Below are 12,781 nucleotides of genomic sequence, written 5' to 3'. Positions count from 1 at the left end.
GGTTTACATTAGCCTTCCTAGTGGCCCAAGATCTATATTTAAATCTTCCGCATCCAGGCCAAAGATTTCTTTTAATTCTTCCATTTTATCCTCTAAATCCATTAAGGCAACGCCAAGATCTTCAACCTGCTGATCTGACAGGGTGCCACCTTCCACACGTCTGATCGCATGGCGTTCAACAATTTGCCTCAATAATTCAATCACTGTCATAACAAGTTCGGCAAGCCCGTTTTCCGCACTTTCCGGATCCAGATTAATCCGACCTCTAGTCTGGTTCTGTGGCATCGAGCAACTCCCTCCTTTGCTGATCAAATTTCGCTGAAGTTATTTCTTTTTGATTATTTTCATGGGATTGAACGAGCGTCTCGACAGATGCGATAAGGACGCGCAAATCCAGGTACACCAGGTCAATGCCGGCGATTGAGATAATTAAGTCGCCCTTGATGGCAACACCTTTATCGAGAATGACATCGAGTATATCGATAAGCCCAACATCCTTATTTTCAATCGTTTCTCTGGTCGACGGCATATATATCATCCCTCACTTTATGAAAAGCTGTTTCTGTTGCTTTGATACAAAATTTGTAAACTACGACGTAACTAATAACCATGTTTGGCCCCCTGCGATCGCTGCTTAAAAAATACTGCGCTTTCATGGCCTCCTCGGGCTTACGCTGAGGGCACTGAAAAAGGTATAGTTAATACACAAATATGTGGATCTATCATCGCATCTTGAATATACTACGCTTTCCGCGGGCGAGTGACGAGCCTCCTGTGGGAGCAGAAGCCTAGATGAGACCCCGGAGAGCGTAAGCTCGAGGAGGCTCATCAGCTGCCCACGGAAAGCGCAATGTTTTTCCGTAGCGGTGGATTAACACTCCTATAAAGTTATGTCGTAGTTTCTATCAACCACGATAATAGAAACAAAACGAAAACAGCCTAAGAAATACTGGAAAAGTGATAGGCTGGCCAGGGTCCTGCAGCCTCAATCCGAAAGCCTAAATCGCCCAGTTCCTTTTCAGTTACTTCAATTTCTGTTACGAAATCCTTCACTTGATCTTTTGGAAGCAGATACACACTATTCCATGTCATATCATCGCGTAAACCAGTTACATCTTTACCCCAGTTTTTCTTAATGGAAGTATCCACTGCATATTTCTTCAGCTTATCGTGTAAACTTTCACCGATACGATCCTTTTCTTTATCAAGCTCTTTATCTACCAGTGAATCAATCTTTTTCCTTTCAAAAAATTGCCTTCCACGTGGTAATTCGCTGATTTCCTTTCGTTTCTCTTCAATAGCGGCGTTACTGTTGCCAATTTGCTTCTTCAACTTATTGTCATCACTGTATATTTTAAGCGTCCATTCCTCTTTATCAGTAAGCCGGTTAAACGATTCATCAACCTTATCTTCACTGGCAAGAATGGTTTCACGCAAATTGCTTTCGTTTTTATAAATGGTGCAAAATTTTAATGGAATAAATGTGAATTTATTATCAAGTGATGCTATTGTTTCATGATGATGAAATGCCTTTTCCTGCAACCATTCCATATCATTGTTCATTTTATCTGCTATTGTTTCTTCCGAGTAATCATAGCCATTCAGTTCGCAAACAATGGCGGTTGTATGATTGATCGGGATAGTGAACAAGTTTCCTTCCCCGTCAAAACCTTTTAGCTGAGGCAGTGATTTCTCCGTTGCCTCCTGAGCTGGTACCAAGCCATATAAATAAATCAGATTTTCCATTTTTATTCATCATCCTTTTGCTTCGTCATGGCTTCCCATTGTTCCATTTCTTTTCGTTTAGCCATTTCATATCTTGCTAATAACTCTTCCTCTTTTTCTTTAAAAACATCTTCAGGTATTTCTTCTAACTCATACATCATTTGAAGCTGTATCAGCTTTTGTTGAATAGTTGGAAGGTCATAAAGTTCTTTATCTACTTCTTCCTGGACCTTTTTCGCAATTTTCATTACCGTTTTAATTGGTCCTGAAACCAGCATCAGGTTTCCTCCACAGTTAAGCGGATATTGACAAAGTTATACGCAGGCCAGGGACCGCTGTACTTAAAATCGACTTTATCCTTCCATTTCTCATGCTGCTCATTTACAATTTCATCAAATTCCTCTTCTTTTTCGCGATCGATTAAAAACGCTGCATTCAGAAGCATTTTCTCTCCCTGTGGTTCATTCGTTTTTGCAGCATCGGCCACTTCCTCAAGCGGCGTGTATACGCCGGATTCTATTTCATTCTTTAGATCGGCAAAAATGTTTTGTGCCGCTCCGCCAAGTTTAATTCGATCGTAGTACCCGGCAGCCTCTGATTTACCGCGAACCACTTTCGCCATTTCTTCCACTTCTGGATTTTTATTTACCCTTGACTCAAGCCATTCCTTTCTCCCAATAACTTTCAAGCCAAGTTCAATTTTCCCTTTAATAGCAGGAAACAGCTTTTCAAATTGTGGATATAAATTCTCAATTAGTACTTTTACATCCTCTTTCGACTTAAATACATTTCCGAAACTTATCGGGATAACCGTATCGTTTTGCGCCATTACATTTGAAACCATGGTTTGATGCATCATTAAATTTTCCCGGTTTGGATGGTAAATTTTCATGGGAACCTCACAGGCAACCATTGCGGCATCCTTGTATCTGATGGTGAAGGATTCTCTTTTCTCTTCCTCCAGTTCAATGCTGCCAAATTCCTCTCCATCCTGGTCCGTTTGAATTCCGCAAAAAATATAAATCCCTGTTTCTTCTGCTTGATCCATATGCTTTACTCTCCTTTTAAACTACTGCCTAAACATGTTCCACGCATGATTCAAGAATCAGATTACGAGCCTCCTCTTCCGAATGCTCTGCTTCCATACACTCACTCACCGTATAAGTCAGAAGATCCGTACATAGAACCTGAAAATCCTCATCATTGCCATCAATTGGAATGTCTTCCTCTGAAGCAAGCCTCGCAATCATAAGGGAGGACCTTAAACTCGGACCACTTCTGCTCTCTTTCAGACACTTTTCCCGCAAATTTGCTACCAGCGTTGTGATTGCCTGTGCCTCTTCTTCTTCTATGCCAATCTTTCCAACCAGAATAGCTGCTTCCTGCTCAATCGCTTTATACCCCAATGGAATGGTAATTAAGCGGTCAAGGAGCGCATCCTGTGTTTCATAGACACCTGCATATTCCAATGGATTACTTGTGAAAATTACGGAAAACTTTGGATGAATCCGAATATAAGGCTCCGTTAATTTCGACCCGTATAATGGGAGAACCCCTTCCTCTAAAATGGAAAGAAAGATATTGTTGGTTGTCGGATGTGACCGGGTAAATTCATCGTAGACTAGCGTGTACCCGTTCTTAGCTGCCTCAAGCAGCCTTCCATCTCTCCACGTTTCCGTAACACTTTCATCTTTTTTGTAGACAGAACGCACATAGTTATCAACTGTTTTTTTACTTGAATAACCCGTAAAATCGCCAATCAAATCCCTATTATTCAGCTCATGGTTACCATGAATCAGCATTACCGGCCTCTTTCGTTTCTTCGCAAGTGCAAGGGCCAGCGATGTCTTTCCTGTTCCTGATGGACCGTTAAAGTGAATTGGATATCCGGCTTTCAGGTATCGCAACGAACGCGACAGCAGATGTTTCGTTTCATCATCCTGCACCAGCGCCTTTGAATCGGTATTAACTTTTTCTTTTAGGACAGTCATGCTTTTCCCTCCAGTCACCTCTTAGCCTTGGATTTTACTTCTAAAACGAATATCCTGTCTTTTAAATGAGGTGACTTCCTTATCTTTGTTTAACAGAACATCATACGTTCCAAGCATTTCATCCTTCGCATATTTCTTCATATATTCCTTTTCCTCAATAACTTCTACCGTAACTCTCCAGCCCTCTTCCTCTGCCGCTTCAACAGATGTGATTTTATGCGGTGGAGCTACATTTTCACGAAAAAAGTCTGTCACATTATTCATTATTTCTTTAATCTCCATGTCGTCCTCCACATCCTTAATAGTAGGAGAGGACAGCCAGCCTCGATGCCACTGCCTCTCCGCCCTCACTCTTTTAAACGGGCGCTTCCGCTTTTCATTTATTGTCTAGCTCCAGCGACCAGTGCCTAGCAAATAGTTAGTCCTGATGAATGTACGGAAAGTTCACCGTACTTTCACAGTCCTATCTATTTGTACGCCACTTAACGGGCGCTTCCGCTTTTCACTGTCTAGCTCCAGCGACCAGTGCCTAGCAAATAGTTAGTCCTGATGAATGTACGGAAAGTTCACCGTACTTTCACAGTCCTATCTATTTGTACGCCACTTAACAGACGCTTCCGCTTTTCTATCTAAAAACTAAATTGTGCGTCCCTTTCATTCGGCTGTGCTGGCAAACCTTCTTCTTCCACTTCATCGCGGAGTAACCCGACTGCTTCTGCATATCTCAACCATGTGTCAACACTTGCAATAACAACCCTTGCTTCGACGGTTAAGATTTCAATACCTACAACGGAAACTCTTGCATAGGCATCAATTACAATTCCTTTATCCAAGATTCGGTCAATTACTTCTGCTAGACTTGAACTATCCGTACTTTTTTGAACTGCCACAGTACATTCTCCTCTCAGAATGAAGATTTATTTTGAACCTAATGATTTTATATCCGCTGAGGACTTAAGGTCGGTTGACTTCTTTAGATCTGTGGAGCTTTTAATGCCCATTGAACTTTTTATTTGCGTAACGCCCTTAATGTCCTGCACACCTTTTAACTTGCTGCTTTTGTTTCCTGATTTATTACTTGAGGAGATTTTTTCTTGAAATTCCTCCCCAGCTTCCTTTGCGTTTTGCAGCTTATCGCGGACAGACAACAGAATATCCTGTACCTTTTCTTTTGCCTCTTCCGCTTTACCATGCACGTTTTCACTATTCTTTTCTTTTACTTCTTCCAATTTGTCAGCAGCCTGATCTGCCTTGACCTGTGCCTTTTCCTGAACCTTCTCTTTCATCATGTCGCTTGCTTTTTCTTTCAGTTTATCTTTGGCCTTTTCCTCGATGGCATCAGGTGTTTTCTCTATCGCCATTTCAGCAATTTTGCCTACTGCCTTTTTCGCAGGTTTAGCTGTCATTAAATCCCCCTTTAAAATTAGGGTCGATTTGCCTGATTCATCACTTCTTACTGCTTGCTTCTAACAAGGCATTTAGCTTTTCTTCAATTCGCTGCAGGTTTTCATTCAGGTTATTATTTTCTTCCTTCAATTCTTCGTACTGTTCCTGGAAGTCTGATTTGCCCTTCTCCGCAGCCTTTTCTTCCTCATTTTCTTTTCCCTTGCCAAGCAAACCGCCTGCATATTTGCTAATATAGCCCGAAGCATTTTGCCGAAAAGCATTCATCATCTGTTCGGTAATAATATCCTGCGCGGTTCTCCTGATCTCCCGCCCTGCACCTTTTACTACACTAGACTGGCCGATTCGGGTGCAAACTTTCTTACCCGTTTCCGGACTTGCCAGGAGACCCACTCCAGCCCCAACAACACCTCCAACGAGAGCAAGATTTAATGAATTGTTGCTGTCTTCGGATTGTTGTTTATCATTGTTCTGATTTGCCTGTGATTCCTCTACCATAGCAATCACCTTCTCCCTGTTGTTCTGGTCTATTTAAAAGTATTTTTTATACTGTATTTTAACTGCTGAACTGAACATCGCGGCTTCCCTGACGTTCAATCAAACCTTCTTCCTCCACTTCATCACGAAGCAGGCCAACTGCCTCTGCGTATCGTAACCATGTATCCACGCTGGCAATTACAACTCTTGCTTCAACGGTCAGGATTTCGATTCCGACAAGTGAAACTCTTGCATAGGCATCAATTACAATCCCTTTATCGAGAATTCTGTCAATAACTTCTGCTAAGCTAGAACTGTCTGCACTTTTTTGAACACTCATCCTGCCCCTCCTAACTAAGTAACCATCTACTTTTATGGTATTGATAAGAACATTTCACTTAACCAGTTATTTAAAACATTGATTTAATTAAGTCAGCCGGAATTTCCCATATATTACAATCTTTATTACTGTTTAGGATATAGACTCGTATCAACTAACTCTACTGCGTTGCACATACTGAATTTTCCTAAGCGCCAATATGACAAATATAACAATTTGATTAAAACTGTTTTATTTTAGATTGAAAAAAGGCTTATAGGAAAACAGAATGTTTTCCTATAAGCCTTCATATTCCTGTGTTATTACAATCTTTAAAACTCAACCTTATCCTGATTCGTAACAACCAGTAAAGATTTTCCTTTATCAAGTTCTATCTTCAATTGTTCTGCCTTTGATTTATCAAACCCAATCTCATCCATTTTTGATCTTAGGGTGTCACCTTTGCCTCTGAACACATTTTTCATAGCAGTACCGACTCCGGTAACCTTCGCCCCAATTTTATTCGCATCTGTTTCCTTCCTGTTGCGCCTGTCATGATCATTATCATGAGCCAGTATATAAATATCATCATCCGGAACTCCGTCATTTCTCAACTTATCAATCGCTTCACTTAAATGGTCATCATTATGGAAAATTTTATATTTAGGTTCCAATTTGAATCCCTCCTATGTTAAATACGGTTACCCGCCCCATTTATCGTTTAAACAAAAAAACCTATACATTTTTAAAACTAAAATTAGCTGTTTAGACGATCTTTTATAAGGGAAAAAGATGGCTATAAAGCATCAAGCTATGCCCTTGCTCTATTTGTCTGGCACCGTGTCAGACAAGGGGTTTCTTAAATTGAAAATCCCCGGTGTAATTGATTCAAATAATGTCCGAAAGCACCGGTTCAAATATATTCTTTTAAATTCTAAGGAGGAATAATCATGGCACAACAAACAGTGAAAAATAAGGCGAAAAGCGTCATTAAGGATAATAAGAATGTCATTACGGCAAGTGTATTGGGCGGTGTACTTGGATCTGTAACGACCTTACTGCTGACACCGAAGTCCGGAAAAGAACTGCGGGCAAATGTTACCGAACAAGCGATAAATGCAAAGGATAAGACTGTTGTATTTAGTGAAAATGCAAAAGCAAAGCTTACTGATTTTAAATCAATTTCTTCCGAGAAATCAAAATCACTTACAAACAAGCTAAAGGGTAACAGTAATGAGCAACCTTCCGTTGATCAAGAAAATGCGAAGTCTGAATTACAGCCAGAGGAAACGGAAATTACAAAGGAAGAAAGTTCAACAGAAGAACCTAAAACAAAGGAAACGAAAAAGGACGAAAAGCAGAAAACCGCGGGTTCAAAAGAGGCAGCAGCTACTAAAGAACAACCAGAAGGAAGTCCAGGTAAAAAAACGGGAACCAAAACTGGCTCCAAGAAGCCTGCAAGCAGCGGTGCAGCCGCTTCGAAGAAAAAAAGCATTAAATAGAAAAAATGACAGGACGTCCAAGAGTCCTGTCATTTTTTTGCTAAAAGCGCAAAGAAGGATTAGCGGTTATTTGTTATCATCTTTATTTTTGTCCAAGTCTTCATCGTTTGTACCATCATCCATCATTCCGTCATTCTTGTCGGTGCCATTATTGTTGTTCCCATCATTATTTATGTTGCCATTGTCATTTCCATTAATGTTATTGTCGCCATTGTCGGGAACATCGGCGCCGTCCTGAATATCATCTTCAAGATCCTGTTCGACGTCGTTGTTGTTATCTTCCATATTATTTTGGTTACCATTATCGTCCTCTTCGTTCAGTGGAGCCTCATCTTGGACCGGATCATCATCATTACTGGTTCCACATGCTGTTACAAGGGATAAAGCCAAAACTGGGGCACCAAGCTTTATTAAAAGGTTTCTTCTCATTTTAAATTTCCTCCTTCAAATGTCACTTTCGCCCTTAGCTTAACCAGAAATCGCCAGGTAATACTTTTATCAGCAAAAGAAAAGAGCGACCTTAGCCAAGTCGCCCCTTGAACTGTATTATTTTATGGCAAACATTATTTCCGCTTCGCAAGCAACTTCGCCATCAACCGTTGCAGTACCTTTCCCTTTTCCAATCGGTCCTTTTACCCTAGTAATTTCGACTTCAAGCTTCAGTTGATCCCCTGGCTTAACTTGACGTTTAAACCGGCATTTGTCAACTCCAGCCAGGAATCCAATTTTGCCCTTATTTTCTTCCATTCCAAGTACTGCAATAGCACCAACCTGAGCCAGCGCCTCAAGAATTAGAACGCCCGGCATGACTGGATAGTCCGGGAAATGACCTTGGAAAAATGGTTCGTTTATACTTACATTCTTTAATCCTGTTACGCTTTTCCCCTCTTCCATTTCAGTAACTTTATCAACCAAAAGAAAAGGGTAACGATGGGGGATAGTTTCTCTAATTCCTTGTATATCCATGTGGGTCTCTCCTTCATGTTTTGTTATGTAAAATTCGGGCATAGTAAATACTGCCATATAAAGCAAGATTATGTTTAATTTTAACAGATTTGCGGTATTTTAACCATTAAACAACCATTTAAAAAGGAGGACCCGGAATGCTTTGGACCATACTAATTATCCTATTAATTCTATGGGCACTTGGATTCGTGTTTCACATTGCAGGCGGATTAATCCACATCATCCTTATTATCGCAGTAATCGTTTTAATCATCCGTTTAATTACCGGCAAAAAAGTTCCGTAAGTATAACGAAAGCATGGCTCGCTAATTTGAGCCATGCTTTTCTTATTTTTTAGTCTTCGTAACGATATCAATAATATGGCGCCAGGTATCCATGTCAAGTGCATCACTTGGTTTGCCGCTTCCAACTACACCATAGCCGACAACTGCACCAACCACCAGTGCAATTGCGCATAAAAGAAGAACTACAATGATCCGCAACCAGATTGGAAAAACACGACGTCTCGGCTTTTTCTTTTTTCTCTTCTCAGCCTTTTGTTTAGCCTTCTGCTGTTTCCTGGTTACTTTTTCAGCAGCAGCTTCTGTTTCGTCCGACTTTGCTTTCCCCTGGGGAATCATTTCTTTTAGCTTATCTTTTAGTTTTGGCCTGTTCGATCGCGTTTGTTTCTCTTCGCTTTTCAATTCAGGTTGGCTGTTTGACATGGTTTGTTACTCCTTACTATCTTACAATTTCGTACCTTGTTTCTATTTACAGTACTTTTTTCCGTTCAATCTTATCAATGTTTTCAAGCATAATCCCTGTTCCCCTGGCAACGCAATTCATCGGCTCGTCCGATAAGAAAACAGGTACTTTCAATTCTTCTGCCAACAATTGATCAATGCCGTGAATTAATGCACCGCCACCAGTTAAAATAACGCCGCGGTCAATGATATCCGCAGATAATTCAGGCGGTGTGTGCTCCAGTACTGTTTTTGCGCCTTGGGTAATCAAAGCCACTGACTCTTGCAGGGCGCCGGAAATTTCTTCGGAGTGTACAGTGATGGTACGTGGCAAACCACTAACCATATCCCGTCCACGAATATCCATTTCCTCTTTACGTGAATTGGCAAACACTGTCGCAACGTTTATTTTGATTTCCTCAGCTGTGCGTTCACCGATCAACAACTTGTATTTCTTTTTTATGTAGTGAAGAATTTCAATGTCAAATTTATCACCGGCCATTTTAATGGACTCAGCTGTAACAATATCGCCCATCGATAGTACAGCAATATCAGTAGTTCCACCACCAATATCAACAATCATATTCCCACTAGGCTGGAAAATCTCCATCCCAGCGCCAATTGCTGCGACTTTGGGTTCTTCCTCTAAGTAAATCTTTTTACCGCCTGATTTTTCAGCGGCTTCCCGGATGGCCTTTTGCTCAACCTTCGTAATGTTAGTCGGGCAGCAAATCAGCATTCTCGGTTTTGACAAAAATCCACGAACATTGATTTTATTGATAAAATGCTTCAGCATCGCTTCCGTTACATCAAAATCAGCAATAACCCCATCCTTTAACGGGCGAATAGCTTCAATATTTCCTGGGGTACGCCCAACCATGCGACGTGCTGATTCTCCCACTTCCAAAACTTTACCTGTATTTTTATCCATCGCCACAACTGATGGTTCATTTAAAACAATACCTTTACCTTTAACATGAATTAAAACATTGGCAGTTCCAAGGTCAATTCCAATATCACGAGAAAACATTAATAAAGATCCTCCCTGTCGCAATTACTATCTCACATTATCAACGAACACAATGCTACTAATATTATATTTTACCACAAAATAGGCAAAATTAATGCATAAAAACTTAAATTGTGCAGTATTTTTCGACCAAATGTGCGGGGTTTTTGTATATTGTATTGCACGGATTCAATTTACAGGTTTGTGGTGGTATGGGTGATCTTATTTTCCGGGATTGGATGACATATCTGGAGTTTGGCTGTTATCCTTTTAAATGACAATTATTCTGCAGCATTTCCAGATAGCCGTAAAATTTATAAAAATAAAAAAGGATATTTGCAATGAATGTTGAATTATATATTTACTAACAATCAGAGGAGTGAACTTATTGCATTTAGAATACCGAAAAAAACCATATTCTATTTTAGCCTATGAGGCATTATTCAGGCAATTAAAGCCAGGTTATAGAAATAATGAGTTTATCAACATTGGATATTTAAAAGAGTCTGCTGGTTATCGCGGGGAAAGGGATGTTGATTATAAGCTTTCATTATACCCACTAAATAACTGCCTTGTCATTCAGGGACTTCGTTTAAGAAATGGTCCTCACTATTTTCAAATTGATACGTTAATCCTCACCCCGTCCTTTTTTCAGATATTGGAAATAAAAAATATTAAAGGTATATTAGAATATGATTCTGATTTTAATCAACTTATTCAAAGGGTGGGAACGGAAGTAAAAGGTATAAAAAATCCAATTTTCCAGGCTGAAGCACAACAAAGAAACCTGGAATCTTTCCTGCAAAGCATGAAAATATTTGCTATCCCTATTGAATACCTAGTTGTGATCAGTGATCCTCGAACAGTTCTCAAATGCAAGCAGCAGAATCAAGAGGTTTTTAATAAAATGATTCACGCGGAAAGCATTCCAATTTTTTTGGACAAAGCGGTCAATCAACACCAAAAGGAAATATTGACTAAGACCAGGTTGAAAAAGATATGTAATTATTTTTTGAAAAACCATATTCCTCATTTACCGCATTTGCTAAAGAAACACAATTTAAATGAACAGCACCTCATCAAAGGAATCCCCTGTCCCGGTTGTCAGCATTCCCCAATGGAACGTGCCCACCACACATGGACCTGTGTCAAGTGTTCTACTTCAAGTAAGAATGCCCATGAACGACTTATTTTCGATTACTTCTTGCTCAACAAAAATACCATTACTAACAAGGAATGCCGCAATCTTTTGCAGACCCCATCTGTAAAAGTCGCATACCGAATACTAAATTCCATGGGACTAAGCCATTCAGGAGAAAAAAAGGGAAGGAAATATCACTCCCCCTCACTTGAAGATTACCCGCAGGATTCACTCTTTCCCCTAGGAATCCAAAGTAATTCTATATGGTAAACGTAGCCAATTTTTAAGCTAGAGTTGAATATGTAGGTTGGGAATTGGTGTATCGCAGGTTTGGCCGTTATATCTCAAGAACGGACGATATATCTGAAGTTTGGCTGTTATATCCCGAGATCGGACGATATATCTGAAGTTTGGCCGTTATATCTCGAGATCGGACGATATATCTGAAGTTTGGCTGTTATATCCCGAGATCGGACGATATATCTGAAGTTTGGCTGTTATATCCCGAGAATGGACGATATATCTGAAATTTGGCCGTTATATCTCGAGAACGGACGATATATCCGAAGTTTGGCTGTTATATTCCGTGATCGGATGATATATCTGAAATTTGGCCGTTATACCTCGAGATCGGATGATATATCTGAAATTTGGCAGTTATATCTCGAGAACGGACGATATATCTGAGGTTTGGCTATTATATCCCGTGATCGGATGATATATCTGAAATTTGGCTGTTATATTCCGATAACGGCCGTTATATCCGGTGTTTGGCGGTTATACCCCCAGAACGGCCATTATATCCGAAATTCAGCCGATATCCTCCGTCCCAACTTAATAATAAATCCATCATCGTGTCAGTCACACCGAAAAACCCAAGCCTAAATTAGCCTGGGTTTTCCCGTCGTTGTCCACGTTATGCTTATCCTACTGTTTTGACGGTTGTAGCTTTTGTGGGGTCTAGTTTGATTGGTGAGGCGCTCCCGGGTTTGATTTTATACTTTTTCCGGGTTGCTTCGCCTCCGCGGAGATGTCGGATTGCTTTGTGGTATTCAAGAATATCTTTGACTTGATTTGCGAGTTTTGGATTAATTTCTGGTAAGCGTTCTGTTAGGTCTTTGTGGACAGTGCTCTTGGACACACCAAATTCCTTTGCTATCATTCGGACGGTCTTCCTCGTCTCCACGATATGATTGCCTATCCTGATTGTCCTTTCTTTGATGTAATCGTGCACACCATTCGCCTCCCTAAGTTGATAATTCCGAGGTGTGAAATGAGACAAGGTGAATCAGTTAGCTGTGCCTGTATTCTTTTTTGAAAAAGCAATGAATCGTGTACGTTAAAAAAACAGCACACTTTTATGGATAGCACATGTAAAATATATGTATAGACGGATTACTGCTGCGGTTAACCTACAGGCCACACAAGCTCTCACCTCAGACATTACTGAATGCTTGGTTTGTAACATTTTATTATTAAAAAGACCTGTTTATGATTAATTTTATCCCTTTTCCATAAGGGACAA

Annotated in this window: 20 protein-coding genes; 3 read left to right on the top strand and 17 right to left on the bottom strand. The window is 40.2% G+C overall.

The features are described from left to right. Positions 1–3: 3 nt before the first annotated feature. From CFK37_RS08040 to CFK37_RS07985, 12 genes are all read right to left on the bottom strand, one after another. Complete coding sequence (locus CFK37_RS08040; protein ID WP_089061376.1) at positions 4–285, bottom strand: gas vesicle protein K; 282 nt, start codon at positions 283–285, stop codon at positions 4–6. Beyond that, on the bottom strand, positions 266–529 hold the full coding sequence (locus CFK37_RS08035; RefSeq protein ID WP_089061375.1) for a gas vesicle protein: 264 nt from the start codon (positions 527–529) through the stop codon (positions 266–268). Before CFK37_RS08035 ends, CFK37_RS08040 begins: the two co-directional genes overlap by 20 nt. Positions 530–939: 410 nt before the next feature. Continuing rightward, on the bottom strand, positions 940–1,746 hold the full coding sequence (locus CFK37_RS08030) for a GvpL/GvpF family gas vesicle protein (protein WP_089061374.1): 807 nt from the start codon (positions 1,744–1,746) through the stop codon (positions 940–942). 2 nt (positions 1,747–1,748) lie between these two features. Next, positions 1,749–2,003 (bottom strand): gas vesicle protein GvpG, encoded by a 255-nt coding sequence (locus CFK37_RS08025; RefSeq protein ID WP_172840471.1) that lies wholly within the window; start codon positions 2,001–2,003, stop codon positions 1,749–1,751. Next, positions 2,003–2,773 (bottom strand): GvpL/GvpF family gas vesicle protein, encoded by a 771-nt coding sequence (locus CFK37_RS08020; RefSeq protein WP_089061372.1) that lies wholly within the window; start codon positions 2,771–2,773, stop codon positions 2,003–2,005. Before CFK37_RS08020 ends, CFK37_RS08025 begins: the two co-directional genes overlap by 1 nt. A 28-nt stretch (positions 2,774–2,801) precedes the next feature. Next, positions 2,802–3,716: a gas vesicle protein GvpN gene (gene gvpN / locus CFK37_RS08015; protein WP_089061371.1), complete on the bottom strand. Its 915-nt coding sequence runs from the start codon at positions 3,714–3,716 to the stop codon at positions 2,802–2,804. A 21-nt stretch (positions 3,717–3,737) separates the two neighbouring features. Next, the gene (gene gvpO, locus CFK37_RS08010; RefSeq protein WP_089061370.1) at positions 3,738–3,998 is read right to left on the bottom strand and encodes a gas vesicle protein GvpO; all 261 of its coding nucleotides are present in this window, start codon (positions 3,996–3,998) and stop codon (positions 3,738–3,740) included. Positions 3,999–4,345: 347 nt separating this feature from the next. Then, on the bottom strand, positions 4,346–4,606 hold the full coding sequence (gene gvpJ / locus CFK37_RS08005) for a gas vesicle protein GvpJ (RefSeq protein WP_089061369.1): 261 nt from the start codon (positions 4,604–4,606) through the stop codon (positions 4,346–4,348). Between the two features lie 27 nt (positions 4,607–4,633). Further along, positions 4,634–5,122, bottom strand: coding sequence for a gas vesicle protein GvpQ (gvpQ, locus tag CFK37_RS08000; protein WP_089061368.1), 489 nt, complete (start codon positions 5,120–5,122; stop codon positions 4,634–4,636). A gap of 40 nt (positions 5,123–5,162) precedes the next feature. Continuing rightward, positions 5,163–5,618 (bottom strand): GvpT/GvpP family gas vesicle accessory protein, encoded by a 456-nt coding sequence (gene gvpT / locus CFK37_RS07995; RefSeq protein WP_089061367.1) that lies wholly within the window; start codon positions 5,616–5,618, stop codon positions 5,163–5,165. 58 nt (positions 5,619–5,676) lie between these two features. Next, positions 5,677–5,937 (bottom strand): gas vesicle protein GvpJ, encoded by a 261-nt coding sequence (gvpJ, locus tag CFK37_RS07990; protein ID WP_089061366.1) that lies wholly within the window; start codon positions 5,935–5,937, stop codon positions 5,677–5,679. A gap of 311 nt (positions 5,938–6,248) precedes the next feature. Continuing rightward, positions 6,249–6,590 (bottom strand): YflT domain-containing protein, encoded by a 342-nt coding sequence (locus CFK37_RS07985; RefSeq protein ID WP_089061365.1) that lies wholly within the window; start codon positions 6,588–6,590, stop codon positions 6,249–6,251. Positions 6,591–6,866: 276 nt separating this feature from the next. Between CFK37_RS07985 and CFK37_RS07980 the strand changes: the two genes are divergently transcribed. Further along, positions 6,867–7,418: a YtxH domain-containing protein gene (locus CFK37_RS07980; RefSeq protein ID WP_089061364.1), complete on the top strand. Its 552-nt coding sequence runs from the start codon at positions 6,867–6,869 to the stop codon at positions 7,416–7,418. 66 nt (positions 7,419–7,484) lie between these two features. On the opposite strand, the gene CFK37_RS07975 is transcribed toward CFK37_RS07980, so the two are convergent. Both CFK37_RS07975 and fabZ read right to left on the bottom strand, forming a co-directional pair. Continuing rightward, positions 7,485–7,847, bottom strand: coding sequence for a hypothetical protein (locus CFK37_RS07975; protein ID WP_089061363.1), 363 nt, complete (start codon positions 7,845–7,847; stop codon positions 7,485–7,487). A gap of 117 nt (positions 7,848–7,964) precedes the next feature. Then, positions 7,965–8,384 carry a 3-hydroxyacyl-ACP dehydratase FabZ gene (fabZ, locus tag CFK37_RS07970; protein WP_089061362.1) on the bottom strand — a complete coding sequence of 140 codons (420 nt, stop codon included), beginning with the start codon at positions 8,382–8,384 and terminating at the stop codon, positions 7,965–7,967. Between the two features lie 137 nt (positions 8,385–8,521). Between fabZ and CFK37_RS19895 the strand changes: the two genes are divergently transcribed. Continuing rightward, positions 8,522–8,668, top strand: coding sequence for a lmo0937 family membrane protein (locus CFK37_RS19895; protein WP_157724812.1), 147 nt, complete (start codon positions 8,522–8,524; stop codon positions 8,666–8,668). Between the two features lie 42 nt (positions 8,669–8,710). Here CFK37_RS19895 and CFK37_RS07965 read toward each other — a convergent pair whose 3' ends face one another. Both CFK37_RS07965 and mreB read right to left on the bottom strand, forming a co-directional pair. Further along, the gene (locus CFK37_RS07965; RefSeq protein WP_089061361.1) at positions 8,711–9,088 is read right to left on the bottom strand and encodes a DNA-directed RNA polymerase subunit beta; all 378 of its coding nucleotides are present in this window, start codon (positions 9,086–9,088) and stop codon (positions 8,711–8,713) included. A gap of 46 nt (positions 9,089–9,134) precedes the next feature. Continuing rightward, positions 9,135–10,136, bottom strand: a complete 1,002-nt coding sequence (gene mreB, locus CFK37_RS07960; protein ID WP_089061360.1) for a rod shape-determining protein — start codon at positions 10,134–10,136, stop codon at positions 9,135–9,137. 367 nt (positions 10,137–10,503) lie between these two features. On the opposite strand from mreB, the gene CFK37_RS07955 reads away from it, so the two are divergent. Continuing rightward, positions 10,504–11,526, top strand: a complete 1,023-nt coding sequence (locus CFK37_RS07955; RefSeq protein WP_157724811.1) for a nuclease-related domain-containing protein — start codon at positions 10,504–10,506, stop codon at positions 11,524–11,526. 652 nt (positions 11,527–12,178) lie between these two features. Here CFK37_RS07955 and spoIIID read toward each other — a convergent pair. Then, on the bottom strand, positions 12,179–12,490 hold the full coding sequence (gene spoIIID / locus CFK37_RS07950) for a sporulation transcriptional regulator SpoIIID (protein ID WP_245837329.1): 312 nt from the start codon (positions 12,488–12,490) through the stop codon (positions 12,179–12,181). Between the last annotated feature and the right edge of the window lie 291 nt (positions 12,491–12,781).

The organism is Virgibacillus phasianinus (genome assembly GCF_002216775.1).
GTDB classification, from domain to species: Bacteria; Bacillota; Bacilli; order Bacillales; family Amphibacillaceae; genus Virgibacillus_F; species Virgibacillus_F phasianinus.
This window is presented reverse-complemented; position numbering and strand designations above follow the sequence as displayed.

Coding starts and splice junctions, on each gene's coding strand:
- gvpT (WP_089061367.1), bottom strand. CDS start 5,618: ATGGTAGAGGAATCACAGGCAAATCAGAACAATGATAAACAACAATCC.
- CFK37_RS08035 (WP_089061375.1), bottom strand. CDS start 529: ATGCCGTCGACCAGAGAAACGATTGAAAATAAGGATGTTGGGCTTATC.
- fabZ (WP_089061362.1), bottom strand. CDS start 8,384: ATGGATATACAAGGAATTAGAGAAACTATCCCCCATCGTTACCCTTTT.
- gvpN (WP_089061371.1), bottom strand. CDS start 3,716: ATGACTGTCCTAAAAGAAAAAGTTAATACCGATTCAAAGGCGCTGGTG.
- gvpJ (WP_089061366.1), bottom strand. CDS start 5,937: ATGAGTGTTCAAAAAAGTGCAGACAGTTCTAGCTTAGCAGAAGTTATT.
- CFK37_RS07980 (WP_089061364.1), top strand. CDS start 6,867: ATGGCACAACAAACAGTGAAAAATAAGGCGAAAAGCGTCATTAAGGAT.
- CFK37_RS08030 (WP_089061374.1), bottom strand. CDS start 1,746: ATGGAAAATCTGATTTATTTATATGGCTTGGTACCAGCTCAGGAGGCA.
- gvpQ (WP_089061368.1), bottom strand. CDS start 5,122: ATGACAGCTAAACCTGCGAAAAAGGCAGTAGGCAAAATTGCTGAAATG.
- CFK37_RS08020 (WP_089061372.1), bottom strand. CDS start 2,773: ATGGATCAAGCAGAAGAAACAGGGATTTATATTTTTTGCGGAATTCAA.
- CFK37_RS08025 (WP_172840471.1), bottom strand. CDS start 2,003: ATGCTGGTTTCAGGACCAATTAAAACGGTAATGAAAATTGCGAAAAAG.
- CFK37_RS19895 (WP_157724812.1), top strand. CDS start 8,522: ATGCTTTGGACCATACTAATTATCCTATTAATTCTATGGGCACTTGGA.
- CFK37_RS07975 (WP_089061363.1), bottom strand. CDS start 7,847: ATGAGAAGAAACCTTTTAATAAAGCTTGGTGCCCCAGTTTTGGCTTTA.
- gvpO (WP_089061370.1), bottom strand. CDS start 3,998: ATGGAGATTAAAGAAATAATGAATAATGTGACAGACTTTTTTCGTGAA.
- CFK37_RS07965 (WP_089061361.1), bottom strand. CDS start 9,088: ATGTCAAACAGCCAACCTGAATTGAAAAGCGAAGAGAAACAAACGCGA.
- CFK37_RS08040 (WP_089061376.1), bottom strand. CDS start 285: ATGCCACAGAACCAGACTAGAGGTCGGATTAATCTGGATCCGGAAAGT.
- mreB (WP_089061360.1), bottom strand. CDS start 10,136: ATGTTTTCTCGTGATATTGGAATTGACCTTGGAACTGCCAATGTTTTA.